General features: G+C 66.1%; 25 protein-coding genes. 11 read left to right on the top strand and 14 right to left on the bottom strand.

What is annotated here, in order from left to right:
• Window positions 1-101: 101 nt before the first annotated feature.
• Window positions 102-1,730 carry a fatty-acid--CoA ligase gene (locus ACQR0U_RS19065; protein WP_315752068.1) on the bottom strand — a complete coding sequence of 543 codons (1,629 nt, stop codon included), beginning with the start codon at window positions 1,728-1,730 and terminating at the stop codon, window positions 102-104.
• Between ACQR0U_RS19065 and ACQR0U_RS19070 the strand changes: the two genes are divergently transcribed.
• Window positions 1,677-3,149, top strand: a complete 1,473-nt coding sequence (locus ACQR0U_RS19070; RefSeq protein ID WP_434872217.1) for an extensin family protein — start codon at window positions 1,677-1,679, stop codon at window positions 3,147-3,149. The genes ACQR0U_RS19065 and ACQR0U_RS19070 overlap by 54 nt on opposite strands.
• A 96-nt stretch (window positions 3,150-3,245) precedes the next feature.
• Here the strand turns inward: ACQR0U_RS19070 and ACQR0U_RS19075 are convergent, their stop codons facing one another.
• Window positions 3,246-3,926 carry a L,D-transpeptidase gene (locus ACQR0U_RS19075; RefSeq protein ID WP_011925214.1) on the bottom strand — a complete coding sequence of 227 codons (681 nt, stop codon included), beginning with the start codon at window positions 3,924-3,926 and terminating at the stop codon, window positions 3,246-3,248.
• Window positions 3,927-4,269: 343 nt separating this feature from the next.
• On the opposite strand from ACQR0U_RS19075, the gene ACQR0U_RS19080 reads away from it, so the two are divergent.
• Window positions 4,270-5,247 carry a magnesium transporter CorA family protein gene (locus ACQR0U_RS19080; RefSeq protein WP_315715525.1) on the top strand — a complete coding sequence of 326 codons (978 nt, stop codon included), beginning with the start codon at window positions 4,270-4,272 and terminating at the stop codon, window positions 5,245-5,247.
• A gap of 391 nt (window positions 5,248-5,638) precedes the next feature.
• Window positions 5,639-5,857 carry a hypothetical protein gene (locus ACQR0U_RS19085; RefSeq protein ID WP_409998659.1) on the top strand — a complete coding sequence of 73 codons (219 nt, stop codon included), beginning with the start codon at window positions 5,639-5,641 and terminating at the stop codon, window positions 5,855-5,857.
• Window positions 5,858-6,113: 256 nt separating this feature from the next.
• Here ACQR0U_RS19085 and ACQR0U_RS19090 read toward each other — a convergent pair whose 3' ends face one another.
• Both ACQR0U_RS19090 and pdxH read right to left on the bottom strand, forming a co-directional pair.
• The gene (locus ACQR0U_RS19090) at window positions 6,114-6,866 is read right to left on the bottom strand and encodes an SDR family NAD(P)-dependent oxidoreductase (RefSeq protein WP_316171898.1); all 753 of its coding nucleotides are present in this window, start codon (window positions 6,864-6,866) and stop codon (window positions 6,114-6,116) included.
• Between the two features lie 139 nt (window positions 6,867-7,005).
• Window positions 7,006-7,656: a pyridoxamine 5'-phosphate oxidase gene (gene pdxH / locus ACQR0U_RS19095; protein WP_315715527.1), complete on the bottom strand. Its 651-nt coding sequence runs from the start codon at window positions 7,654-7,656 to the stop codon at window positions 7,006-7,008.
• Window positions 7,657-7,781: 125 nt separating this feature from the next.
• On the opposite strand from pdxH, the gene ACQR0U_RS19100 reads away from it, so the two are divergent.
• Together ACQR0U_RS19100 and ACQR0U_RS19105 are read left to right on the top strand one after the other, a co-directional pair.
• Window positions 7,782-8,186 (top strand): RT0821/Lpp0805 family surface protein, encoded by a 405-nt coding sequence (locus ACQR0U_RS19100; RefSeq protein WP_316204000.1) that lies wholly within the window; start codon window positions 7,782-7,784, stop codon window positions 8,184-8,186.
• A gap of 112 nt (window positions 8,187-8,298) precedes the next feature.
• Window positions 8,299-9,261, top strand: a complete 963-nt coding sequence (locus ACQR0U_RS19105; protein ID WP_315828080.1) for a DnaJ C-terminal domain-containing protein — start codon at window positions 8,299-8,301, stop codon at window positions 9,259-9,261.
• Window positions 9,262-9,630: 369 nt separating this feature from the next.
• Here ACQR0U_RS19105 and ACQR0U_RS19110 read toward each other — a convergent pair whose 3' ends face one another.
• Window positions 9,631-10,404 (bottom strand): anti-sigma factor family protein, encoded by a 774-nt coding sequence (locus ACQR0U_RS19110; RefSeq protein WP_316171900.1) that lies wholly within the window; start codon window positions 10,402-10,404, stop codon window positions 9,631-9,633.
• Between the two features lie 91 nt (window positions 10,405-10,495).
• Entirely contained in the window at window positions 10,496-10,984 is a 489-nt protein-coding gene (locus ACQR0U_RS19115; protein ID WP_315752062.1) for a sigma-70 family RNA polymerase sigma factor, read from the bottom strand.
• Between the two features lie 206 nt (window positions 10,985-11,190).
• Here ACQR0U_RS19115 and fabI point away from each other — a divergent pair, with 206 nt between their 5' ends.
• The 4 genes from fabI (at window position 11,191) to ACQR0U_RS19135 (ending at window position 15,068) form a co-directional block, all read left to right on the top strand.
• Window positions 11,191-12,024, top strand: coding sequence for an enoyl-ACP reductase FabI (gene fabI, locus ACQR0U_RS19120; RefSeq protein ID WP_315715532.1), 834 nt, complete (start codon window positions 11,191-11,193; stop codon window positions 12,022-12,024).
• Window positions 12,025-12,036: 12 nt separating this feature from the next.
• A complete protein-coding gene (locus ACQR0U_RS19125) occupies window positions 12,037-12,636 on the top strand; it encodes a histidine phosphatase family protein (RefSeq protein WP_315715533.1) in 600 nt (199 codons plus the stop codon).
• Between the two features lie 112 nt (window positions 12,637-12,748).
• Window positions 12,749-13,834, top strand: a complete 1,086-nt coding sequence (gene aroC / locus ACQR0U_RS19130; protein ID WP_315715534.1) for a chorismate synthase — start codon at window positions 12,749-12,751, stop codon at window positions 13,832-13,834.
• A 58-nt stretch (window positions 13,835-13,892) separates the two neighbouring features.
• The gene (locus ACQR0U_RS19135) at window positions 13,893-15,068 is read left to right on the top strand and encodes an adenylate/guanylate cyclase domain-containing protein (protein ID WP_316185985.1); all 1,176 of its coding nucleotides are present in this window, start codon (window positions 13,893-13,895) and stop codon (window positions 15,066-15,068) included.
• Between the two features lie 59 nt (window positions 15,069-15,127).
• Here the strand turns inward: ACQR0U_RS19135 and clpS are convergent, their stop codons facing one another.
• Entirely contained in the window at window positions 15,128-15,433 is a 306-nt protein-coding gene (gene clpS / locus ACQR0U_RS19140) for an ATP-dependent Clp protease adapter ClpS (protein WP_315715536.1), read from the bottom strand.
• 226 nt (window positions 15,434-15,659) lie between these two features.
• Between clpS and ACQR0U_RS19145 the strand changes: the two genes are divergently transcribed.
• Entirely contained in the window at window positions 15,660-16,514 is an 855-nt protein-coding gene (locus tag ACQR0U_RS19145) for a DUF1194 domain-containing protein (protein ID WP_316185986.1), read from the top strand.
• A 64-nt stretch (window positions 16,515-16,578) separates the two neighbouring features.
• On the opposite strand, the gene ACQR0U_RS19150 is transcribed toward ACQR0U_RS19145, so the two are convergent.
• Complete coding sequence (locus ACQR0U_RS19150) at window positions 16,579-17,421, bottom strand: nucleotidyltransferase domain-containing protein (RefSeq protein WP_316185987.1); 843 nt, start codon at window positions 17,419-17,421, stop codon at window positions 16,579-16,581.
• Between the two features lie 199 nt (window positions 17,422-17,620).
• Between ACQR0U_RS19150 and ACQR0U_RS19155 the strand changes: the two genes are divergently transcribed.
• A complete protein-coding gene (locus ACQR0U_RS19155; RefSeq protein WP_315752056.1) occupies window positions 17,621-18,193 on the top strand; it encodes a septal ring lytic transglycosylase RlpA family protein in 573 nt (190 codons plus the stop codon).
• A 199-nt stretch (window positions 18,194-18,392) separates the two neighbouring features.
• On the opposite strand, the gene ACQR0U_RS19160 is transcribed toward ACQR0U_RS19155, so the two are convergent.
• The 6 genes from ACQR0U_RS19160 to ACQR0U_RS19185 all read right to left on the bottom strand — a co-directional run bounded on the left by ACQR0U_RS19160 (window position 18,393) and on the right by ACQR0U_RS19185 (window position 25,302).
• Window positions 18,393-19,628, bottom strand: a complete 1,236-nt coding sequence (locus ACQR0U_RS19160) for a class I SAM-dependent RNA methyltransferase (protein WP_315828087.1) — start codon at window positions 19,626-19,628, stop codon at window positions 18,393-18,395.
• A complete protein-coding gene (locus tag ACQR0U_RS19165; protein WP_315715541.1) occupies window positions 19,621-20,358 on the bottom strand; it encodes a TlyA family RNA methyltransferase in 738 nt (245 codons plus the stop codon). The genes ACQR0U_RS19160 and ACQR0U_RS19165 overlap by 8 nt, the downstream gene beginning before the upstream one ends.
• Window positions 20,359-20,541: 183 nt before the next feature.
• A complete protein-coding gene (locus tag ACQR0U_RS19170; RefSeq protein ID WP_315715542.1) occupies window positions 20,542-21,102 on the bottom strand; it encodes a nucleoside 2-deoxyribosyltransferase in 561 nt (186 codons plus the stop codon).
• Window positions 21,103-21,131: 29 nt separating this feature from the next.
• Complete coding sequence (gene dxs / locus ACQR0U_RS19175) at window positions 21,132-23,057, bottom strand: 1-deoxy-D-xylulose-5-phosphate synthase (protein ID WP_316164258.1); 1,926 nt, start codon at window positions 23,055-23,057, stop codon at window positions 21,132-21,134.
• A gap of 963 nt (window positions 23,058-24,020) precedes the next feature.
• Window positions 24,021-24,272 (bottom strand): exodeoxyribonuclease VII small subunit, encoded by a 252-nt coding sequence (locus ACQR0U_RS19180; protein WP_315715544.1) that lies wholly within the window; start codon window positions 24,270-24,272, stop codon window positions 24,021-24,023.
• A 100-nt stretch (window positions 24,273-24,372) separates the two neighbouring features.
• Entirely contained in the window at window positions 24,373-25,302 is a 930-nt protein-coding gene (locus tag ACQR0U_RS19185) for a histone deacetylase family protein (protein ID WP_315715545.1), read from the bottom strand.
• Window positions 25,303-25,408: the final 106 nt, after the last annotated feature.

The raw sequence follows: 25,408 nt of genomic DNA on the forward strand, positions 1-25,408 counted from the left end.
CCTTTGGTCGAGGCGAGGGCGATGGAACTTTTTGCGCGGAACGCAAACGGCCCCCGCGGGGGCGCAGGGGCCGTGAGTCTCGCGCGGAGCGGGAGTTGTTGCTAGGCGGCGGCGTTGGGGAAGCGATAGCTCTTGAACTGGTCGCGCAGCGCAGTCTTCAGGATCTTGCCCGTTGCCGTGTGCGGGATGCCGTCGACGAAGGCGACGTCATCGGGCATCCACCATTTGGCGATCTTGCCTTCCATGTATTTCAGGATGTCCTCGCGCGTCGTGGTCTGGCCGGGCTTCAACTGCACGATCAGCAGCGGGCGCTCGTCCCATTTCGGATGATAGACGCCGATGACGGCAGCCTCGGCGACGGCGGGATGGCCGACGGCGAGATTCTCGAGGTCGATCGAGGAGATCCATTCGCCGCCGGACTTGATGACGTCCTTGGAGCGGTCGGTGATGCGCATGTAGCCATGTTCATCGACGGTGGCGACGTCGCCGGTGTCGAAGAAGCCTTCATCGTCGAGGATGTTGCTGTCGACCTTGTAGTAGGCCTTCGACACCGCGGGACCGGACACCTTGAGCCGGCCGAAGGTCTTGCCGTCCCACGGCAACTCGGTGCCGGCATCGTCGGTGATCTTCATCTCGACCCCGAACGGCGGGAAGCCCTGGGTCTGCAGCACATCGAGCTTGGCGTCGCCGTCGGCGGCGAGGAACGGCGGCTTCAGGGTGGCGAGCGTGCCGATCGGGCTCATCTCGGTCATGCCCCAGGCATGGCGCACGCCGATGCCCATGTCGAGGAAGGCCTGGATCATCGAGCGCGGCATCGCCGAGCCGCCGCACACGACCATCTTCAGATGCGGCAGTTTGAGGTTATGCGCCTGCATGTGCTGCAGCAGCATCAGCCACACCGTCGGCACGCCGGCGGTGTAGGTCACCTTCTCGGTGTCGAGCAGCTCGTAGACCGACGCGCCGTCGAGCTTGGGGCCGGGCATCACCAGCTTGGTGCCCATCGAGGGAGCGGAGAAGGCAATGCCCCAGCTGTTGGCATGGAACAGCGGAACCACCGGAAGCATTGTGTCTGCTGCGGACGTACCGAGTGAATCCCGGCTATTGGCCATCAACGCATGCAGCACGTTGGACCGATGCGAATACAACACACCTTTCGGATCACCGGTGGTCCCGGACGTGTAGCACATCGCGGCTGCGGTGTTCTCGTCGAAGGTCCCCCAGGCGAAATCGCCGTCGGCCTCGCCGATCCACGATTCGTAGGCGACGGCATTCTTGAGCGTCGTCTGCGGCATGTGCGCGGCGTCGGTCAGCACGATGTAGCGCTCGACGCTCGGCAGCTTGTCGGCGAGCTTCTCGAGGATCGGCACGAACGTCAGATCGGTGATGACGATGCGGTCCTGGGCATGGTTGATGATCCAGCCGATCTGCTCGGGAAACAGGCGCGGATTGACCGTGTGACAGATCGCGCCGATTCCCATGATGCCGTACCAGACCTCGAGATGACGGCCGGTATTCCAGGCGATGGTGGCGACGCGGTCGCCCAGCTTGATGCCGTCGCGCGTCAGCTTCTGCGAGACCTTGAGAGCGCGGTCGTGGATTTGCCGATAGGTGGTGCGAACGATGGGGCCTTCGACCGAGCGGGTCACGACCTCCTGGGAGCCGTGGATTGTCGCCGCATGCTCGATGATCCGGTGACAAAGCAGGGGCCAGTCTTGCATCAAACCAAGCATCAGGTCGTTCCTCCGGTATTCGCTTGCAGCGAGGGTCTTTTGGTCTCTTTGGTCAATTTTAGCGCGCGCCGCACCCGACGCAAATGGGCTTGTGATGGCCACGACGTCGCGCCGGGCGTGATGGTTAGCGCTGTGGCCGTGGCGATCGCATTGAGCTGGCTCATGGCGGTGCCGGCGGCGGCCGCGAAATCGGCGCACCGCAGCCCGCCCGCGGCCTCTGAGCCCGCAGCGAAGCCGGCCGACGACGTTGCCAAGGTGCGGCTTCCGCAGCCGCGGCCAGCCGACGCGCCGGCGCGGCAGGCGGCCAAGGGTGAGGATGCCGCTCCGCGCGACGCGGCCAGCGGCGGTCCGAAGGCGGATGCCCAAGCCCCGCCGCCGCCTTCGGCCTGCCGGCTGGCCCTGACCGAAGAGGTCGCGATCGCGCCATCGATTCCGCCGATCAAGGGGCCTGGCGGCTGCGGCGGCGAGGACCTGGTGCGGCTGGAGGCGGTGGTGCTGCCTGACAAGCGCAGGGTGGCGCTGACGCCCGCGGCGACCATGCGTTGTCCGATGGCGACCGCGGTCGTCAACTGGGTGCGCAACGACGTGGCGCCGCTGGCCGAGCGGCTCGGCAGCGCGGTCACCGCGCTCGACAATTTCGATTCATATCAGTGTCGCGGCCGCAACAATGTCAGCGGCGCGCAGTTATCGGAGCACGGCCGTGCCAATGCGCTGGACGTCCAAGGGTTCAAGCTGGCCGACGGCCGCCTGGTCGATCTCACCGACCGCACCCAGCCGCGCGATTTGCGCGAGGCGGTGCTGCACGCGGTGTGCACCCATTTCTCCACGGTGCTCGGCCCCGACTCCGACTGGTACCACGAGGATCACATCCATCTCGACCTGATGGAGCGGCGGAACAATTACCGGATCTGCCAATGGGACGTGTTGGATCCGCTGCCGAAGGTCGCGCCCCTGATGCCCGCCGCCAGACCCGAAGACGCGCCGCCACGCGAGACCGCGCAGGCCGGCACCGAAAACGCCCGGAAGAGTCCGAGCACCAAAGCCGAGCACAACGACGGCGGTCGCGCCGGCGCCGACGAGAGGAAGGCCGACCCCTCGGCCGCAGCGGAGAATCCTTCTGCTGACGACGGCTCCCGACGGGCCGACGCGGAAGCAGGGCCTCCGGCCACAAAGCCCGCTGCAACGGCCCGCAGCCGGCGGACCGCGTCCCAGTCGGCGCCTGAACAGCAAGAGCCCGGAAGCTCCGCGGCAGAGGCGCGCGCGCCGACCGCAGCTTCCGACACGGTGCGGAATGCAGCCGGGCGGGACCAGCGCGCACAGAACAGTCCCCGCGTGGGTCGGGCTTCGCCGTCGAAGCCGGCTTCTCGGACGCGCCATCACAGCCGTCGTGGCTGGGATCCTTTCCGCGGATTGTTCTAGCCCCCAAAACAAAAGGCGCCGGGTGACCGGCGCCCTTGGAAAGGCTGCTAAACGCGTTTCTCGGCTTTTTGATATCGTGCCGGCTTCAGCCGAGGCTCACTGCATCGCAGCGTAGGTGCCCCCGCCCTGCAGCGCCATCTGCGGCTTGTAGGGCGAATCACCCTTCTTCGGATCGAGGACCACGACGATGGTGCCGACCTTCACCCGGTTATAGAGGTCGATCGCGTCCTCGTTCGTCAGGCGGATGCATCCCGAGGAGATCGAGGCGCCGATATATTCCGGCTGGTTGGTGCCGTGGATGCGGAACAGCGTGTCCTTGCCGTTGGCATAGAGGTACATCGCGCGCGAGCCCATCGGATTGTCGGGGCCCGGGGCGACGAAGGTCGGAACGCCCAGCCGCTCGATCTCGCCCTTGGTCGGATGCCAAGCCGGCCACTCGGTCATGGCGCCGACCTTGGCGATGCCCGACCAGGCCATGGCCTCTTCGCCGACGGTGATGCCGTAGCGGATCGCCTTGCCGCCATCCAGCACGTAATAGAGGTAGTGGCTGTCGGAATCGACGACGATCGAGCCCGGAGCTTCCTTGCGGTGATAGTCGACGATCGCGCGCCGATAGGGCTCGGCCACCGGCGTGTTGGTGTAGCGGATCTTCGCGAGAAGTTCCTTGTCCTTCGGCTTGAAGGCCTGGGTGTTGGTCGCCTCGTACGTCGTGGCCTGCATGCAGCCCGACAGCATCAGGCCGGCGGCCAGGAGTCCGAGTTTCACCTTCAGCGACATGTCACCAATTCCAATCGACAGCTGACGTTGCAATGACACGGCCGCGCCACTGCAGCGCGATTCCACATGTCCCATTATCGTCAAAATCGTTCTCAATTCCAGCCGATACACGCACAGGTCACGCTGCAGCGCCGCGATTGTTGCTTTTTTGCCGCAAAGTTGCGGGCAGTCATCCACAGCTGTGCTTCGAATGGCACGGTCAGCTCCCCCTCGGCGCCGCGCGAGAGGCCGCGGAGCATTGGCGCGAAAAGCCGATGGACCGGACTCGCAAGCTGCGTCACAAGGCGGCAGCATCCCACCGCTAAGTCCCCGAAATTCAGGTTTCGCGATTCGGAGTTTGTCCATGTTCTCGGTGTTCGTCCCGTCCGAAACCGCGCTGAAGAAGATGGCGATCACCGATCCCGCGGCTCTGCCCGACAATGCGGTCTGGGTCGACCTGGTGAACCCCAGCAGTGCCGAGGACCGGGCCGTCGAAAAGCTGGCCGGGATCGCGGTGCCGACCCGCGAGGACATGCAGGAGATCGAGATCTCCAGCCGTCTCTACATCGAGAACGGCGCCCGCTACATGACGGCTACGCTGATGTGTCACTCGGACTCCGATATGCCCAGGACCACCGCCGTCACCTTCATCCTGGCGGGCCACCGTCTGGTGACGGTCCGCTACGACCAGCCGCGACCGTTCGCCGTGGTGGAGGCCAAGCTCGCTCGCAACTGTGCGCCCGGGATCACCGGCGAGATGGTGCTGATGGAGTTGCTCGATGCGGTAATCGACCGCTGCGCCGACATTCTCGAGAAGGTCGGGGCCGATATCGACCAGGTCAGCCACGAGATCTTCGAGCCGAACAATGAGCGTCACGGACACGCCAAGCAGTATTCGCAGATCCTGATCGCGATCGGGCGCAAGGGCGACCTGACCTCGAAGGTGCGTGAGAGCCTGGTGTCGATCGGCCGTCTCGTCACGTTTCTCTCTGCTGTCGTCGAAGGCGTGAAGTGGTCGAAGGATATGCGCGAGCAGCTCAAGACCATGCAGCGCGACGTCGCCTCGCTGACCGACCACGCGTCCTATCTCGCGGGCAAGATCACCTTCGTGCTGGATGCGATGCTCGGTGTCGTCAACCTCGAGCAGAACAACATCATCAAGCTGTTCTCGGTGATGGCGGTGGTGCTGATGCCGCCGACCTTGATCGCATCGATCTACGGCATGAACTTCAAGATGATGCCGGAGCTCGAATGGGTGCACGGCTATCCGATGGCGCTGGTGCTGATGCTGATCTGCGCGATCGTGCCGTACTACATCTTCAAATTGAAGAAGTGGCTGTAGTGCCGCTGGCCTGAAAATCCAGGCTCTGGCGACAGATCTGGGCGAGGCCTGCGGCATTGTGCCGTCATTCCAGGTGATGCCTCATTCGCGCCCCGTTGTTAGCTGCGGGGCAGAGTCCGTCGCTATGCACCTCAGGTGACACAAGCGGTGAGATGCAACACATAATAGGAAATACTTGTTAGGCCGGCTGCAATGCCGCTGCAAAGCCGCCCCAATTCCTCAGGTAAAATTTGATGGGAACGCTGAACGTTTGATCGAAACTTCTCTGCGATAAATCTGCACCAGCATGACAAACAACGAGCGCCTCGGCGCGTGGCATGCAAGGCAGAGCTCGAGGGCGCGTTCATCGCGCCTTATCCAAGAGGCGGCGGCAATGGTTGAGAAACGCATAATGGCATCGAACAACGTGATCGATCTTGCCAGCTATCAGCGCAGCCGCGCCGACATCGTCGTGGCCCATGCGCTGTCGCCGCGCACCTGCCGCTACTGCGGCGCCGATCTCGAGGAGGACGAGCGCGACGATGATTGCTCCAGCGCCCTCAACGTCGAGTCCGACCGCCTGCGCTGGCGCGCCGCGCAGATTCTGCGCGGTTTGGTGTGCGAAGGCTGAACGACCGTTCTCGACGTGACGGTATTCAGGCAATGCCGTCTGCGCGGCCAGTGATTGGAAATTCAGTACGCCGATCCCATCCCATGAACAGCGTTCCCTCCGGGAGCGCTGTCTTGTTTGTGGTGGTCGGTAGGTCCGTATCGATCTTCGGAGATGGCGTTAATCACGCCTTCGCGCGGTCATCCGGAACTTGCCGAACGTGGCAAGCCGCCATGAACCAAATCGAACACGGGCAAGCGTCTCCGCGTCGATTGCCTCAGACGTGCTGGCCGCCGTTGATGTGGATCTCGGCGCCGTTCACGTAGGAGCTGGTCTCCGAGCACAGCACGTAGATGATCTTGGCGACCTCGTCGGGCGTGCCGAGGCGCTGCATCGGGATCTGCTCCTGCACGATCTTCTCGGTGCCCGGCGACAGGATCGAGGTGTCGATCTCGCCCGGCGCGATCGAGTTGACGCGGACGCCAACCCGGCCGAAATCCGACGCCATCTCGCGGGTCAGGGCGGCCAGCGCCGCCTTGGAGGTCGCGTAGGCCGCGCCGGCGAAGGGATGCACGCGCGAGCCGGCGATCGAGGTGACGTTGACGACGGAGCCCCTGGCCGCCTTCAGCTCCTTGATCAGGCCGCGCGCCATCATGATCGGCGCGAAGAAGTTGACGCGGAAGACGTGATTCCAGGTGTCGAGGTCGGTGTCGACGGTGCCGAGCCGGGCACCGCCCGCGCCCTTCGGCGAGATCGCGGCGTTGTTGACCAGCGCGTGCAGCTCGCCGCCGTCGATCCGCTGTTTGATCTCGGCGATCGCGCGCACGGTGTCCTGGGGATCGGACAGGTCGACCTGGACGTGGTCCTCGGGGCCGGCGCCCCACGGGCATTCTTCGGGAAAGGGGTGCCGCGAGCAGGTGAGGACGCGCCAGCCGGCTGATGAGAAGCGGATCACGGTGGCATGACCGATGCCGCGGCTGGCACCGGTCAGCAGCATCGTGCGCCGTGGCTGATTGGAAGAGGTCGGCATGAACTGCGTCTTTCACGATCCCGGACGGGATCAACTTACCACAATGGTTGTGCGTTCGGCGCCTGATTCACGCGCGCGATGGCGATTCGTTGGCGCATCGGACGCCTGGAGGCCGGGCGCAAGCCCGCGCGGCGATCCCCTACGGATACATCCGCACCTTGGTCCACGGCCGGCCCGAAGCCTCGCGCCGGAATTCGATGCGGTCGTGCAGGCGGAATGGCCGGTCGTGCCAGAACTCCATGCTGACGGGCGTGATGCGCCAGCCGCTCCATCCTGGCGGGCGCGGCACCTCGCCGATGATGTATTGCGCGGCGACCTTGGCGATCGCCTGCTCGAACGCGAAGCGGCTCTCCAGCGGCTGCGACTGCTTGCTGGCCCAGGCGCCGAGCTGCGCCTGCTTCGGCCGGGTCGCGAAATAGGCGTCGGCCTCTTCGTCGGTCACCGGCGCCACGAGGCCGCGGATGCGGACCTGGCGGCGCAGCGACTTCCAGTGAAACAGCAGCGCGGCCTTCGGATTGGCGGCGAGCTCGCGGCCCTTCTGGCTGGCCTTGTGGCTGTAGAAGACGAAGCCGTCCTCGTCATAGCCCTTCATCAGCACCATGCGCACGTCAGGCAGCCCGCTGTCGTCGACCGTTGCCAGCGCCATCGCATTCGGATCGTTGGGCTCGCTCTTGCCGGCTTCGGCAAACCACGCCGCAAACAGCGCAAACGGCTCGCCGGCCTGGGTAAAATCGGCCGATGTACCGGATGTTAAGGTTGTCTGGTGTTTGATGCTCGTGGGGTCGGTCATGTGTATGGGGAGTCCGAGTTTTGCGTTCACCCGCGGCCAGGCGCGTGCAAGTCCATTCTGGTCCGGCCCTATATAGGGCATCGGTCCGACTTGGCCTATCCGCGATCGGTCATGCCGGCACGGCTTTGACACTCATTCTAATCGGCCTGTCCGGCGGCGGCTGCAGCCTGTCGCGCCCTGAAACGGCCTTTGCCAAGATGGACGATGCGGAGATCACCGGCGCGGTCAGCCCGCCGCCCGAGCGCGAGCCGACCGAAGCCGATCTCGCTTTTGCCCGCAACGCCGCGTCGGACGTGCTGACCAAGGGGAGCAAGGATTCCAGCCAGCCGTGGCAGAATCCGCAGACCGGCGCCCGCGGCTCGGTGACGCCGATCGCCAAGTCCTACACGGCCGACGACGGCCGCGCGTGCCGCGATTTCCTGGCGAGCTACGTCAACGGCAAGACGGAACGCTGGCTGCAGGGCTCGGCGTGTCGTATCGAGCGTGGGCGCTGGGACATCCAGACGCTCAAACCCTGGCAGCAAAGCTAGCCGGGGTCGTCTGGAACCCGTTGCAAAAATACAACGGACTCCCCAGATGAAATGCGAAGCGGGCGGGGAGCCCATAGGTTAGTATCTGACTTTCTGTAAGGAGACGTGACGGATGCGCGACCCCTATGAGGTCTTGGGGGTGCCGCGAAGCGCCAGCGCTGCGGCCATCAAGAGCGCCTATCGCAAGCTCGCCAAGAAGCATCATCCCGACAGCAACAAGGATGACCCGAAGGCATCGGCGCGGTTTGCCGAGATCAATTCGGCCAACGAGATCCTGGGCGACGAGGAGAAGCGCAAGCAGTTCGATCGCGGGGAGATCGACGCTGACGGCAAGCCGCGCTTCCAGGGCTTTCCCGGGGGCGGCGCCGGCCGCGGCGGGCCGGGGGGCGGCTTCGAGAGCTATACCTTCCGCAGCGGCGGCGGGCCGGGCGGCGGCTTCGGCGGTGGCGGATTCGAGGACATTCTGAACAGCATGTTCGGCGGCGCCGGCGCGCGCGGTGCACGCGGCGGCGGCGGCTCGTTCGAGTTCGATACCGGCGGTGTCGGCCTCGACCTCGATCTGAAGGTTGCAATGTCGGTCTCGCTCGAGGAGTCCGTCAATGGCGGCGAGAAGCGGGTGCGGCTGCCGTCGGGCAAGGAGCTCAACGTCAAGGTCCCCGCCGGCGTCACCGCCGGCCAGCAGATTAGGCTGAAGGGGCAGGGTGAGAGCGCGCCCGGACACCGGCCGGGTGATCTCCTGATCACGATCCAGATCGCGCCGCATCCGTTCTTCAAGGTCGAGGGCAGCGACCTCAGGCTCGATCTGCCGATCACGCTTTACGAGGCGGTCCTGGGCGCCAAGGTGAGGGCGCCGACTCTCGGCAGCGCGGTCGAGCTGTCGATCCCGAAGAACACCTCCAGCGGCCGGACCTTCCGGCTCAAGGGCAAGGGCCTGCCCAAGAGCGACGGCTCGGCCGGCGATCTGTTCGTCACCACCCGGATCGTGCTGCCCGATGGCAACGACGCCGAGCTCGAGGCCCTGATGACCAAATGGCGCGACCGTCATCCCTACAATCCGCGCAGCAACCTCTCCTGAGGTTGCGCGTTGCGGACGACTCGGCTGAAAGCTGAAGGACGAGCTGGAAAGCTGAGAAAAAAGTGCGGCCTCGAAAGGGGGACCAGCGCGGTACAAAACCCCAATCGAGGCCGCTTCCGTGTCGATCGGCGGATCGAACACTCCTCATTTTTTCGTGAACATTTGGCGCTATATTGAGACGTGCCGGTGACCTGATTCCAGATTTCCGGTGACCGAATTGCGGCGCCGACCCTGGCGTGTCTCCCGCCTGAGCCATGCGGGGATCAGGATCCTCTCGGGCAGCGCTCGCGGCCATCCTGCAAACGCTTCTGATCCCGGCCGTAATCGCGCCGAGGCCGGCACCTCGCGAGATCGGGCACTGGTCCGCCGCTAGCCGCCCGCCCGTTCGGTCTGGTCATAAACAAGGCGCGCGACCTGGGTGAGACGCGTCCGGTCACTGCTGCCGCTGACGACGTAGCTGACGCCGCGCTCCGCCCATGAGAGTGCGGCGGTGTTGCCCTGCGCCGTATAGCGCATCTCGGCCGCCTCGATCCCGACCTTGGTCGCATACACCGTGAAGCGCTCGCCGGAGGTGCTCTCGTACATCAGGAAGGACGCCGGGCCGGTCGGCCCCGGCAGCAGCCGGCCGCCGACGAGCTTCAGCCCGGTGGTTTCCAGCTCCGGCGCCTGCACGGTGCGACCGCAGCGCCGCGTCAGCCATTGCTGCAGATGGGCCTTCTCGTCGCCAGGAACCTCGACCGGATGGCGCACCTCCACGACGTAGAGTCGGTGCGCATCGAGCGCCTCGCCGGCGAGGGCCTGCAGCGGCGACGGCGAGGACGCGGCGCCACGCGCGACCCAGCCGACCGCGCCGCCGACCGCGAAGGCCGCCACGCTTGCCGCCATGGCCGCGACGACCCAGCGCCGCGGCCGGCGCTCCAGACCGTCGAGGTCGAGCCGCGGCGGCACCGGCTCGTTGACGATCGAATCGTAGCGGGCATGGAGCGCCTCAGCCATGCTGCGCCAGGATTGCACCCGCTCGGCGTCCGCCGGATGCGCGGCCAGCCAGCGCTCGACGTCGCTGCGGCGCTCGGCCGGCAGCTCGTTGTCGACATAGGCGTGCAGCTCGTCTTCGGTGACGGGAATGGTCGGCTCGGTCATCATCGGGATCTCGTTGCAATCGGGCGGCTGCGGCGATGCACGGTCGCTGCAGGCTTGGGCAGCCGAACATGGCAGGGCGGCTTTTGTGCAGTGGTCATTTCACCCTCCGCAGCGCCGGCCGCTCGCCCTCGAGCACGGCACGGACATGGGCGCGGGCGCGGGCGAGGCGGGACATCACGGTGCCGATTGGGACACCCTGGATGTCGGCGACCTCGCGGTAGCTCAGGCCTTCGAGCACGACGAGGAGAAGCGCCGCGCGCTGCTCCTCCACCAGGGTCGCCAGCGCGTGCTCGATGTCCCGGCCCTCGGCCTCGGTGCCGCTGGCGTCGGCATTGTCGTCCTGGAGCGGCATGAAGTGCGGCCGCCGCGCCAAGGAGCGCCGGCGGTTCTTGTTCAGATTGGTCAGGATCGTGTACAGCCAGCTCCTGATGTCGCCGCCCAGGAACAGCCGCTCCGAGCGCAGCGCCCGCACCAGCGTGTCCTGGACCAGTTCGTCGGCCGCGTCCATGTCGCGCGCCAGCGCCCGGGCATAACGGCGCAGTGCCGGAATCATGGTCTCGACGCTCTGGCGGAACGCGTTCATGGAATGCCCTGCGGCTGTTCGCTGCGATGACAAGGGCGCAGGCCGCAGCCGGCGTCTTGCAAAGATCATAACCCCGCGATGATCAGCGTATTCCGGACCGCAAGCCCTGCGGGGGAGTTTGCCACAGAGCGGGCGGAATGGGGCTGTACCGGGCCAGACCGGTGGTGTACGTCCAGTCCTTAATAATCAGTTCGATGGGAAGCCGCATGGCGCAGATTTCAGGTTTGATGCAGGGCAAGCGCGGGGTCGTCCTTGGCGTGGCCAACAACCGCTCGATCGCCTGGGGCATCGCCAAGGCCGCGCGCGCGGCCGGCGCGGAGATCGCGTTGACCTACCAGGGCGACGCGCTGAAGAAGCGGGTCGAGCCGCTGGCGGCCGAGCTCGGCGGGCTCGTGCTCGGCCATTGCGATGTCACCGATCCCACGACCATCGACGCGGTGTTCGACGTGCTCAAGGAGAAGTGGGGCCAGATCGATTTCGTGGTCCACGCCATCGCCTTCTCCGACAAGGACCAGCTCGACGGCCGCTACATCGAAACCACGCAGGACAATTTCTCCAAGAGCATGCTGATCAGCTGCTACTCGCTGACGGCGATCGCGCAGCGCGCCGAGAAGCTGATGACCGACGGCGGCTCGATCATCACCTTGACCTATTACGGCGCCGAGAAGTGGATGCCGCACTACAACGTGATGGGCGTCGCCAAGGCCGCGCTGGAAGCCAGCGTGCGCTATCTCGCCGCCGATCTCGGCGAGAAGAACATCCGCGTCAATGCGATCTCGGCAGGACCTATCAAGACGCTGGCCGCCTCGGGCATCGGCGACTTCCGCTACATCCTGAAGTGGAACGAATACAACGCGCCGCTGCGCCGGACCGTGACCATCGACGAGGTCGGCGACAGCGCGCTGTATCTCTTGTCCGACCTGTCGCGCGGCGTCACCGGCGAGGTGCATCACGTCGATTCCGGCTATCATGTCGTCGGCATGAAGCGGCCCGAGGCGCCCGACATCTCGCTCAGCAATTCCGTCGGCGCCAAGGAATAACGTCAACGCGCAATGCCACGGCCCACGATCTACTACATCCGCCACGGCGAGACGGAATGGAATGCGCTCGGCCGGCTGCAAGGCACGCAGGACATCCCGCTGAACGCGCTCGGGCGGGTGCAGGCGGTGCAGGCCGGCAACATCCTGGCCGAGCTCGCTGCGCGCAACGGCCATGATGCGGCGCGCCTGCCCTACGTCGCTAGCCCCCTCAGCCGCGCCCGCGCGACCATGGAGCTGGTGCGCGAGACCCTGAGCCTGCCAGCAGAGGGCTATGCGCTCGATGCCCGGCTGCGCGAGATCGGCTACGGCAAATGGGAAGGGGCGACGTTGCCGGAAATGCAGGCGGCCGATCCCGCCTTCTATGCCAGGCGGCTGACCGACAAATGGTCGCTGGCGCCCGAGGGCGGCGAGACCTATGCCGACGTCGAGCGCCGCGTGCGCGACTGGTACGATGGGCTGTCTGGCGATATCGTGGCGGTCGCCCATGGCGGCACGGCGCGGGCGCTGATGGTCGCCTTGGGCTTCGAGACGCCGCACGGCGCCGTCGACCTGCCGATCCAGCAGGGCGCGGTCTATGTGTTCGGTGAGAACGGGTTCGAGAAGTACAGTTAGTTTGTCTCCGTCGTTCCGGTGCGCCTCGCGGAGGCGAACCCGGAATCTCGAGAGTCCGGTCTGGTCCTTGACCATCCCGGAATGATGGTTTTTCCGGTTGGGTGATCAGCTCATGTCCTTCAACACCTTCGGCCACATGTTCCGCGTCACCACCTTCGGCGAGAGCCATGGCGTGGCCATCGGCTGCGTGGTCGACGGCTGTCCGCCGCGGATCCCGCTCGCCGCCGACGAGATCCAGCGCGATCTCGACCGCCGCCGTCCCGGCCAGTCGCGCTTCACCACCCAGCGCCAGGAGCCGGACCAGGTGAAGATCCTGTCCGGCGTGATGGCTGATCCCGACACGGGCGTGCAGGTCACCACGGGCACGCCGATCGCGCTCCTGATCGAGAACACCGACCAGCGCTCCAAGGACTATTCCGAGATCAAGGACAAGTTTCGTCCCGGTCACGCCGACTTCACCTACGAGGCCAAATACGGCCTGCGCGACTATCGCGGCGGCGGTCGTTCCTCGGCGCGCGAGACCGCGACGCGCGTCGCCGCCGGCGCGATCGCGCGCAAGGTCCTGCCCGACGTGAAGGTGCGCGGTGCGCTGGTGCAGATGGGTCCGCACAAGATCGATCGCGGCAACTGGGACTGGGACGAGGTCGCGCGCAATCCCTTCTTCTGCCCTGACAAGGACAAGGCGGCGTTCTTCGAGGACTATCTCGACGGCATCAGGAAGTCCGGCTCGTCGATCGGCGCCGTGCTCGAGATCGTCGCCGAGGGCGTGCCGGCGGGACTTGGCGCGCCGCTCTACGGCAAGCTCGATGCCGATCTCGCCGCGGCGATGATGAGCATCAACGCCGTGAAGGGCGTCGAGATCGGCGCCGGCTTCGGCGCGGCCGAGCTGACCGGCGAGGAGAACGCCGACGAGATGCGCTCGGCCAATGACGGCACGCGCTTCCTCTCCAACAATGCCGGCGGCATTCTCGGCGGCATCGCCACGGGACAGCCGATCGTGCTGCGCTTCGCGGTCAAGCCGACCTCGTCGATCCTCACCCCGCGCCAGACCGTCGACCGCTCAGGCCAGGAGACCGAGATCCTGACCAAGGGCCGTCACGACCCCTGCGTCGGCATCCGCGCGGTTCCCGTCGGCGAGGCGATGATGGCCTGTGTGCTGGCCGATCATCTGCTGCGCCACCGCGGCCAGGTGGGGTAGCCGCACGCTGCCGCCGCGGCTGTTTGCTGTTGCCACGCTGCTCGCCTAGTGTCGTCCCATGGACACTTCCAAGCTGCGGGACATCAAGGACTGGCTGGTCGACGGCGCGCGTTCCGCGGCGACGCCGAGCCAGATGATGTCCGAATGCTGCGATCGTCTGGTCGGGCTCGGCGTGCCGCTGTGGCGCGTGGGCGTGTTCGTCCGCACCCTTCATCCTGATATCGCCGGCCGCAGCTTCATCTGGCGCCAGGGAGCGGAGGTCGAGATGGGCTCGGTCGATTTCGGCTTCGAGAGTACGCCGGCCTACAGGGACAGCCCGCTTGCGCGCGTGTTCGAGCAGGGGACCGAGTTCAGGGCCGATCCTCGCGATCGGGAAGCCGAGCTCTTTCCGATCCTGATGGATCTGCGGGCCGAAGGCGTGACCGACTATTTCACTCTACCTTTGACCTTCATCGACCGTGCGGTCCACGCGTCGAGTTGGACCACCAAATCTCCAACAGGCTTCACCGACGCGCATCTGAATGCAATTCGCTCGCTGATGCCGGCTTTGGCGCGCTACACCGAGATCGTCACGCTTCGACGTACGGCCTCGATGCTGCTCGACACCTATGTCGGCAACCGCGCCGGCGAGCGCATCCTGGGCGGCCAGATCCGCCGAGGCCATACCGATACGCTGGATGCGGCGATCTGGCTGTCGGATCTGCGCGGCTTCACGCCCTTGTCCGATCGCCTGCCGGCTGAGGACGTGGTGGCGATCCTCAACCACTATTTCGACTGCCAGGTCGATCCGATCCGCGAGCAGGGCGGCGAGGTGCTGAAGTTCATGGGCGACGGCCTGCTCGCCGTGTTTCCGTTTCGCGAGCAGGGCGGCGATCCGACCGAGGTCTGCGCCCGCGTCCTTGCGGCGGCGCGCGCCTCGCGGGCCCGCGTCGATGCGCTCGATTACGCGGCCGGCGGCACCGGGGAACGCTTCCGCTTCGGCGTCGCGCTGCATGTCGGACGGCTGCTCTATGGCAATATCGGCGGCGGCAACCGGCTCGATTTCACCTGCATCGGTCCGGCCGTCAATCTTGCGGCCCGGCTGGAGAAGATCGCCGCGCGGCTGAGGCGCACCGTGGTCGCCTCGGAGACTTTCGCCGGAGCCTGTGCCGAACCATGGACCGATCTCGGCGCGTTCCCGATCGCGGGCCTTGCGACGGAGCAGCGCGTGTTCGGGCTTCGCGAAGAGGATTAGTTCTCCGGCCTGAAGCACGATCCGGAAAGGTGGAAACCGGTTTTCCGAAAGATCATGCTCTAGGTCTCCGGCTCGGTGGTGAACAGCAGCGGGTATCCCTTGGCGCGGCCGGCATCGGTCGCGCGCGTCGCCTTGGTCTCGGCGACGTCCTTGGTGAACACGGCCACCACGCAGACGCCGAGCTTATGCGCCGTGATCATGACCTTGTAGGCCTGGTCCTCGGTCATGCTGAATTCCGCCTTCAGGATCATCACCACGAAATCGCGCGGCGTGAAGTCGTCGTTGACGAGGATCACCTTGTAGAGCCGCGGACGCTCGGTCTTGGTGCGTACCTTCGTTTTGGGCTTGGTGACGGCATCGTTCATTCTGAGGGCGTGCCTGTGTTCCGGATGCGGCAGTCACGCCACGATACAGGCTTCGGCCGCTCCGGGAAACCACGGGCTGCATGCCTTGCGCGATGGGCGCACGCGGCTGCCTGACATCCGGGCAAACCCCAGGGGACTAACCGGAATGTGAATGGATGTGTGCGTTCCCGCTTTGCGCTCTGCGGATTGCATGTCACCATCATCAGACGCGATTGGAGGGCAGCTCATGCGCTGGTGGATCTCGATCGGGGTGGCGTGTCTGGCGGGCGCCTTGGCCGGCGGCGACGTAGCCACCGTCGTGGCAGCGCCGAGGGCCCAGCCGGCGCAGCAGCTGAGCGAGAAGGAAGCGTCCGTCGACGTCGAACTGATCCTCGCCGTCGACGTGTCCTACTCGATGGACCTGGACGAGCTGGCGATCCAGCGCGAAGGCTACGCCCAGGCGCTCAGCTCGCGCGAGTTCCTGCAGGCGCTGAAGAGCGGCGTGCACGGCAGGATCGCCGTGACCTATTTCGAATGGGCGGCCTCGAGCGACCAGAAGATCATCATTCCATGGCGCCTGATCGACGGACCGGAAAGTGCCGACGCCGTCGCCGCCGAGATCATGAAGACGCCGATCCGCCGGGCGTCGCGCACCTCGATCTCCGGCGCGATCTACTTCGCCATGCCGCTGTTCGACGAGAATCCCTACCGCGGACTGCGCCGCGTCATCGACATCTCCGGCGACGGGCCCAACAACAATGGTCCCTCACCGGTGACGATCGCGCGCGACGAGGCCGTCGACAAGGGCATCACGATCAACGGCCTGCCGATCATGGTCAAGGAGCCGTCCTATTCGACCATGGATATCGAGAACCTCGATCTCTACTACAAGGATTGCGTCACCGGCGGCCACGGCTCGTTCGTCGTCACCATCAAGAGCCGCGACGAGTTCAAGGAAGCCATCCGCACCAAGCTGCTGATGGAGGTTGCCGGACGCTCACCTCCGCCGTGGATCGTGCCTGTCGCCGACGATGCCGACAAGGAGCCGCGCGTGTCCTGCACGATCGGCGAGAAGATCTGGCAGGACCGCTGGGGGCGGTGACCCGCAGGCCCAGGCTGCCGAGCAGACGCGCGCGCGGGGAGACTTGATTGGTAAGGCGCCGATCTCAGCTGGCCGTCGCAGCATGGACCAACGCCTGTTTCAATTCGGCCTCGACCTCCCGCAGGCTGCGGAGCGCCGCACCGAATTCGCCATTGCCGATCGATTGCCAGATGAGCTCCACGCGCGCCGCGAGATCGGCGAGTGCCAGTCCAAACGTCGCGGCCTCCATGAGCGCGCCCTTCTCGTTGATCAGGTAGCGCCCGTTGACCGCAAACAGCACCTGCGCAAGGCAGGCGAGGGCGCGATAGGCGCAGCCCGCGACGTGGGTATGATCGCCACGCCCGACAGCCAACTCGGCATTATCGATGCTGAATGCGATCTCCCAGTGGAAGCGCGCAATAATCGCGTCGCGCAGGCGGCGCGGATAGGGCGTGCAGCGCGACTTCAGCCCCGCCAGCAGTTGCGCGGGATCGTGCAGCGGGCGGCAGAGCGCGACCTCGCCCATCCAGATCGCCGAGACGAAGCCATGCGGATGGCCTGGCTGGTAGTGCATCTCGATCCGCCCTTTCCGGCAGTCGTCGATCACGCCGCCGACCGCATCGATCTCGCGATAGAGCAGGTCGACCTTGTGCCCGTCGATTCTGAGCCAGCCGCCGCCGACGATCCACTGTCCCCAGCCGCCGACCGCCGTCAGTTCGAGCGTTTGCGGGTCGTCGACGAGCCGCCGCACTGCTTCGCGCAGCACGTCGGTGTCGAGGCCGTGCCTGGATGCGATGTAGAGCCCGACGTCGTAGTCCGAGCCCGCCTGCGCGGTGCCGCGCGCACGTGATCCACCGAGCGCGATGGCGCGCAGTCCCGGGACATCGGCAAGTTCGCCGACGATGCGGGTCAGCAGCGGGTCAGGCATTCACGTGTTCTCCCAGGATGACAGTATGAAGTTCTTGCGTGGAAAAACTCCACAAGGCCGCTGTTCAGGCTGATCTGTTGCCATTGAGCCACAATCTCCCAAAAACCAGGGGTTGCATCTCCCGCAAGTTTCCCTTTGCCACCGTGCCGCCGCGATTGGGCCGCGACCATGAGCGGATTGAGGCGGAGGCGCACAGAACATGCGTATCATCGACCGGACAGCACGTCCCGCGCAGCGCGTCAGGCGCTCGTCAGTCATCCAAGGTCCGCGTGCAGGGCTCGCTTGCCAACTTCTCAGGGCAGCGCTGGTGTGTGCGGCGGCGGCTTCGCTCGCAGCCTGCGCGCAATCATCGGCGGTCCGGCAGGCGCGCTGGGCGGCGCCGACGAAGCAAGCCGGAGCCGAATTTCGGCCGCAGGTGCAGCGCGCGGAGAAGGCGCCGGAGTCAGTGGTGCGCGTCCGGCGGGCCGAGCCCAGCCCGCCGCCGGCGCACTCCGGAGCGTCCGGTCTCGCCAGCTACTATTCGGAAGGCCAGAAGACCGCGAGCGGCGAGCGCTTCAATCCCTCCGAGCTGACGGCCGCGCATCGCAGCCTGCCGTTCGGCACCCGCCTGCAGGTCACCAACGTCAAGACCGGCCGCTCCGTGGTGGTGCGCGTCAACGATCGCGGACCGTTCGTGCAGGGCCGGGTGGTCGACGTGTCCTACTCAGCCGCGCAGGCGCTCGGCATGGTCAACTCCGGCGTCGCGCCGGTGAAGGTCAGCGTGGTGAGGTAGCGCATCGGATAGGCGACATCGCTGGTCGATCGCCTACGAGTTCGTGCTCATAGTCAGCGGCGTTCTCAGTCGACCTCTCCCCGCAAGCGGGGCGAGGGGGCGCACCGAGCGTGATGCGCGAGCTCCGTGCGTCATTGCAGGGGCAACGCTTGGCGCTTCCCGAAAAAGCCGATATCGCTCGTAAATCCGCTGACGGTGCTCACCGCACCAGCCTCGCCACCAGCTCGACATGCGGCGTATGTCGGAACTGGTCGACCGGCACCACGGTCTCGAGCTTGTAGCCGCCGTCGATCAGCATGCGCATATCCCGCGCGAACGTCGTGACGTTGCAGGACACCGCGACGATCACCGGCACCTTGCTGGCCGCGAGTTGCCTGGCCTGCGCCTGAGCGCCCTGGCGCGGCGGATCGAACACGACGGCGTCGATGTCGCGCAATTCCGGCGACATCAGCGGGCGGCGGAACAGGTCGCGCGCCTCGGCCTTGATCGGCTTGAGGCCGGGCGTGCCAGACGCCTTTTGCAGCGCCGCGATCGCGCCGGCATCATTGTCCATGGCGGTGACGCGCGCCCGCGTGGCGAGCCGCAGCGCGAACGGGCCGACGCCGCAGAACAGGTCGGCGACGTGCTTGGCTTTGCCGATCCGCTCCATCACCAATTGCGCCAGCGTCTCCTCGCCTTGCACGGTGGCCTGCAGGAACGAGCCGGGCGGCAGCGTCACCTGTGCCGTCCCCATCGTAACCACGGGCGCATTGCGCATCAGCACCAGCTCGCCATGGCGCGTCAGCCGCGCCAGCCGGTGCTGTTCGGCGAGGCGGGACAGGGCCGCGACGCGCGGCGGCGGCAGCGGGCCGGAGCCGCGGATGTCGATGTCGAGGCCGTTGCTGGTCGCGGTCGCCTGAATGTCGAGCGGCTTGCCGGTCGGCTTCAGCGCCTCCGCCAGCGCCCATGCGGCTTCCAGCGCACCGTCCAGCGCGGGGTCGAGGATCGGGCAGCGGTCGATCGGCACGATATCGTGGCTGTTCGCGGCCGAGAATCCGACCCTGAGGACGTCGTGCGTGCCCATCCGGGCGTGGAAGGTGGCGCGGCGCCGGCCGGCGCCGTGGGCATCGATCAGATCGGCCACGTCGCAGTCGACCTTGGCGGCCCGTAGCGTCTCGACGACGATGTTGCGCTTCCACTGCTGATAGGGCCCGGGCATCCAGTGCTGGATGGCGCAGCCGCCGCACACGCCGAAATGCGCACAGAATGGCGCGATCCGCTCCGAGCTCGCCGCCTCCACCGCGAGCAGCTTGCGGCGATCGGGATGCCCGGGCACGACAGCCGCCTCGACGGTCTCGCCGGCCAGCGTGTAGGGCACGTACAGCGCCTCGCCCGATGACAGCGACACGCCATCGCCGCGATGGCCGACATGGTCGATGACGAGACGCTCAACCATGGCGGCGCGCTCCCAGGAAGAACTCGGCGTTGCCGTCGCCGCCCTTGATCGATGACGGGAAGATCTCGATGTCGCTGCAGCCGAGCGAGGCGGCGAAGGCCGCAATGTCGTCGCAGACGGCGGCATGCACGCTTGCATCCTTGATGATGCCGCCCTTGCCGTGCTTTCCCTGCGCCTCGAATTGCGGCTTGATCAGCGCCAGCAGGCTCATCGGCGAGGCCGCGAGTGATAGCGCGACCGGCAGCACCGCCTTGAGCGAGATGAAGCTGCAGTCGATCACGACGACGTCGGGGCGCTGCGGCAGGCGCTTGCCGTCGTAGCTGCGGATGTCGGTCTGCTCCATCGAGATGATCTTCGGGTGATTGCGCAATGATGGGTGCAATTGGTCGCGGCCGACATCGACCGCGAACACGAGCGCCGCGCCATTCGCCAGCAGGACCTCGGTGAAGCCGCCGGTGGAGGCACCGACATCGAGGCAGACATGGTCTTCGACCTCGATGCCATAATGCTCCAGCGCCGCCGCCAGCTTGACGCCGCCACGCGACACCCAGGGATGCGCCGGCTCGGCCTGCAGGACGGCGTCGGCGGGAATGTTCTCCGAGGCTTTGCCCACCTGCTTGTCGTTGGCGAACACGAGCCCCGCCTCGATCGCCGCCTGCGCCCGCGCGCGGCTCTCGAACAGGCCGCGTTCGACGAGGAGGATGTCAGCACGTTTGCGGGCAGGGGTCATGGGCCGGATCGCGAGATAGGTGAGATGAGGGCGACGCAATGAATTTTGAACTCCGTCATTGCGAGGAGCGAAGCGACGAAGCAATCCAGACCTCCTTTGTAGCCCTGGATTGCTTCGCTTCGCTCGCAATGACGGGTGTTGCAAGCTGTTCGTGCGTATTCGCGGCTTCGGAGGGGCCCGGGATCAAACCGTCCTCGTCGCCAGCCGCTCCGCCGCCAATCTCACGCAGGTCTCGAACGCTGCCAGATGATGCCAGACGTCCGCAGGGCGTTCGCGTGGAGCGACGAGCGGAGCGCCGCGTAGCTCGAGCGCGTGGATCATCATGAGATTGTCGGGCAGGCCGAAATCCTCGACAGTCAGGCCTTCGCCATCGACCAGGCGACCGTCCTGCTCCGTCACCGCCGTGAAGCGCCGGGCACGATCGGCGTAGACGGCCGGGTCGTTGCAGTAGCCGAGACACAGCTTGCCGGAGCCGGCCATGTAGCCGAACTCATAGACCGTGCCGGCATCGGCGCCGGGCCCGCGGAACGGTGTGAGATTGGCGATGATGGCATCGGCGTCGTCCATCATCGCCTCGTTGCCATGGAAGATCTGGCGCGAGGCGTCGGAGGAGGCGAGGTCGATGCTGTTGTCGAGGGGGTAGAGGCCGATCAGGCCGTGGCGGTCGCAGATCGCGACCTTCCGCCGGCCGATTTCAATGGCATCCGGCAGGAACACGTCGGGACCTGCCAGATAGATCTTCATGGCTCACCACTGCGGGACCCAAGCTCGCCTCAGGCGAGCTTGACCGACTCGGTCGTGTAATCCTTGCCGAGCGCCTCGAACACCTTGCGGACGATGCCTTTGGCGTCAAGCCCGGCGCGGGCGTACATCGCTGCCGGCGTGTCGTGGTCCTGGAACTCGTCGGGCAGCACCATCGAACGCATCTTCAGGCCGCCGTCCAGCATGCCCTGGTCGGACAGGTACTGCATGACGTGCGAGCCGAAGCCGCCGACCGAGCCTTCCTCGATCGTGATCAGGATGTCGTGCTCGCGGGCCAGCTTCAGCACCAGCTCCTCGTCGAGCGGCTTCATGAAGCGCGCATCGGCGATCGAGGCGGACAGGCCATGGGCGGCGAGCTCGTCGGCGGCCTTCTCGCACTCGGCAAGCCGGGTGCCGAACGAGAGCAGGGCGACCTGCTTGCCCTGGCGGATCATGCGGCCCTTGCCGATCGGCAGCGGAACGCCAACCTCGGGCATTTCCACGCCGCGGCCTTCGCCGCGCGGATAGCGCACCGAGCTCGGCCGGTCGTTGATCGCGACCTGGGTCGCCACCATGTGCACCAGCTCGGCCTCGTCGGAGGCCGCCATGATCACCATGTTCGGCAGGCAGCCGAGATAGGCGTTGTCGAAGGAGCCGGCATGGGTCGCGCCGTCGGCGCCGACCAGGCCGGCGCGGTCGATGGCGAAGCGCACCGGCAGGCTCTGGATGCAGACGTCGTGGACGATCTGGTCGTAGCCGCGCTGCAGGAAGGTCGAGTAGATCGCGCAGAACGGCTTGAAGCCCTCGGCTGCGAGGCCGGCGGCGAAGGTCACGGCGTGCTGCTCGGCGATGCCGACGTCGAAGGTGCGCTTCGGGAACGCCTTGGCGAAGATGTCGATGCCGGTGCCCGAGGGCATCGCGGCAGTGATGCCGACGATCTTGTCGTCCTTCTCGGCTTCCTTGACCAGGCTCTGGCCGAACACGTTCTGATAGGCCGGCGCGTTCGGCTTGGCCTTCGCCTGGGTGCCGGTGGCGATGTCGAACTTGGCCACCGCGTGATATTTGTCGGCCGCCGCTTCCGCGGGCGAGTAGCCCTTGCCCTTCTGGGTCACGACGTGGACCAGGATCGGGCCGGTCTCCATGTCGCGGACGTTCTTCAGGACGGGGAGCAGATGGTCGAGGTTGTGGCCGTCGATCGGGCCGACGTAGTAGAAGCCGAGCTCCTCGAACAGCGTGCCGCCGTCCATCATGAAGCCGCGGGAATATTCCTCGACGCGGCTGGCGCGGTTGGCGATCACCTTGGGCAGATGCTGGCCGAGCTGCTTGGCGGCATCTCGCAGCGTTCGGTAGGTCTTGCCCGAGTACAGGCGCGACAGATAGGCCGACATGGCGCCGACCGGCGGCGCGATCGACATGTCGTTGTCGTTGAGGATCACGATCAGGCGGGAGTTCATCGCGCCGGCATTGTTCATGGCCTCATAGGCCATGCCGGCGGACATCGCACCGTCGCCGATCACGGCGATCACGTTGTTCTTGCCGCCCGACAGGTCGCGGGCAACGGCCATGCCGAGGCCGGCGGAAATCGATGTCGACGAGTGCGCAGCGCCAAACGGATCGTAGTCGCTCTCGGCGCGCTTGGTGAACCCGGAGAGGCCGCCGCCGGTGCGCAAGGTGCGGATGCGGTCGCGGCGTCCGGTCAGGATCTTGTGCGGGTAGGCCTGGTGGCCGACGTCCCAGATCAGGCGGTCACGCGGGGTGTCGAACACGTAATGGATGGCCGTGGTCAGCTCGACCACGCCGAGACCAGCGCCGAAATGGCCGCCGGTCACCGAGACCGCGTCGATGGTCTCCTGGCGCAATTCGTCGGCGACCTGCCGGACCTGCTCGACCTTCAGCCGGCGCAGATCTTCCGGGGTCTTGATGGTGTCGAGAAGCGGCGTCTTACTAAATGTGGTCACGGTGACATTCCAATTTTGCAGGTCGGGTTCAAGGGCCGACATCTGAGAGGTTCATCGTAACGGGCGGCGAAACCTGAGGTCTTGAAGGTCACATCCGCGCGGATCGAAGCCGCAGTCCGAAGACTAGCCGGGTTTGGGATCGATCTATGTGATGTAAGTCACTCTTGGTGGCCTTGCCGTCCTCGTTAGTCGCCCAAGATCGCCAAGTCGTTCAGCCAAGTCAGTTTTGCTAGCTCTTGCAAGCGCTTAGATTCCTCTCTCCGGAGAGGATGGACACTTCCAAAAACCCGCAGTTGCGAGAAGCTTTACACCAAAGTGCGTCTTAAAGCCAACCCGGCGGGAGTTGGCAAGCCCGCAAACGGTACCTTTGCGCCACGTCTCAACCGCGGCGGCGTGCCGGAGGTTCCATTGCTCTGCTCAAATCGACGGCAGCCGTCGCTCCGGAATAGACCGGGGACGCGAGCTCGGTCCAGGCTTTTTCCCGCGCCGCAGAATCCGCCGATGCGGCGATTGCGCGCGCCGCGGTACGGTGAGCCATGCGTCCGCGTCAGGGGATCGGTCCGCAGACGATCATGAAGAAGTCGCAGGCGTGCGGCCTTTCGTGGATCGTCACGAAGCGGACGCGGAAGACCTGCGAGCCAAGCACATTGTCATGATCGGGCCGGACGATCGCAGACGCGGAACGGCACGATCGTGGGATCGGGGGGCGCCACGGCGAACTGCCCGGATCCAATCGTGTCGCATGGTAAACGAAGGACGTCGCGCTGACTCTCGAGCGGTGAACGCGGTGGCGGAGACTTCGCCGGGGGACACTTGGCGGCCAAGCCCATTGACGATGCAGTTGCACCGATGCGCGGCTGAATTGCACGAATGGGAGGCGCTTTGCCCGCGTGTCGCGTCAGGCCACAACCAGCGAAATAAATCCGGACTGTCGCTCGGAGACGGCCGGTTGGCCGCAAGCTGCTATTGCACGTCGAGCGGCACGGTTCCCACCGCATGGCCGCTGGCGTCGGTCGTGATCTTCTCGACCCGGGCCTCCGCCTGGCGCAGCAGCTCCTCGCAGCGCCGCTTCAGCGCCTCGCCGCGCTCATAGATCGCCACCGACTCCTCGAGCGGCACCTTGCCGTCCTCGAGGCGCTTCACGATCGATTCCAGCTCCTCGATCGCGCGCTCGAACGACAGCTTCTTGACGTCGGTTACGGTGTTGTCCGCCATGCGGGTTCCCTGCAGCTCACTCAACTCCGGGGCCGTGCTTTTACACCCCGCTCGCGGCCCTGTCAGGCCCTGCCGGGGTGGATCGGCTGGAACCTGGGGATTACGCCCCGGTCAGCGCCGCAACGTGGGCCGCGACGGATTCCTTAAGCCCCTGAAGGTCATAGCCGCCCTCCAGGACAGAGACGACGCGGCCGCCGGCGGTCTTGTCGGCGAGCTCCATCAGCTTGCGGGTGACCCAGCCGAAATCCTCCGCCCGCAGGTTGAGCGACGCCAGCGGGTCGCGATAGTGGGCGTCGAAGCCGGCCGAGATGATCACGAGCTCGGGGCTGAACTTGGTGAGCTGCGGCAGGATCAGGTTCTCGAAGGCGGAGCGGAACTCGAGGCTGCCGTCCTCGGAGGCCAGCGGTGCGTTGACGATGGTGTCGTGCTCGCCGCGCTCGCCGCGGGCGCCCGTGCCCGGGAACAGCGGCATCTGATGGGTCGAGCAGTACATCACGCTCTTGTCGGCCCAGAAGATGTCCTGGGTGCCGTTGCCATGGTGGACGTCGAAGTCGACGATGGCGGCACGCTCGATGCCGAAGGTGCGCTGGGCGTAGCGGGCGGCGATCGCGACATTGTCGAAGAAGCAGAAGCCCATCGGCTTGGCGATCTCGGCATGATGTCCGGGCGGGCGCACCGCCACGAAGGCGTTGCGGTGGCGGCCCGACATCACCGACTCCGTCGCCGCGACGGCGCCGCCGACGCCGCGCATCACGGCCTCCCAGGTGCCGGGCGACATCGAGGTATCGCCGTCGAGATAGATGATGCCCGAGGTCGGGGCCATGTGGCGCAGCTCGGTGACGTAGTGCTCGTTGTGGCAGAGCAGGGCCAGCTCGATGTCGGCCTCCGGGGCCTCGTCGCGATCGAGCAGGGCGAAGCGCTCCTCGGTCAGGGCCTCCTCGACGGCGCGCAGGCGGTCGGCGCGCTCGGGGTGGCCGGACGGCGTGGCGTGATCGAGGCAGGCTTCATGAGAGAGATACAGCGTCGACATCAGGGCTCTGCCACTCGCGCGTTGCGGGAGGGCCCAATCTATGCGCTGAACGCAGCCTCGGAAAGAGCCCTGCGGGCGATATGACCGGCTTTCCGCCCGGCGCGGC

Source organism: Bradyrhizobium sp. HKCCYLRH3097, from assembly GCF_051167875.1.
Taxonomy (GTDB): Bacteria; Pseudomonadota; Alphaproteobacteria; order Rhizobiales; family Xanthobacteraceae; genus Bradyrhizobium.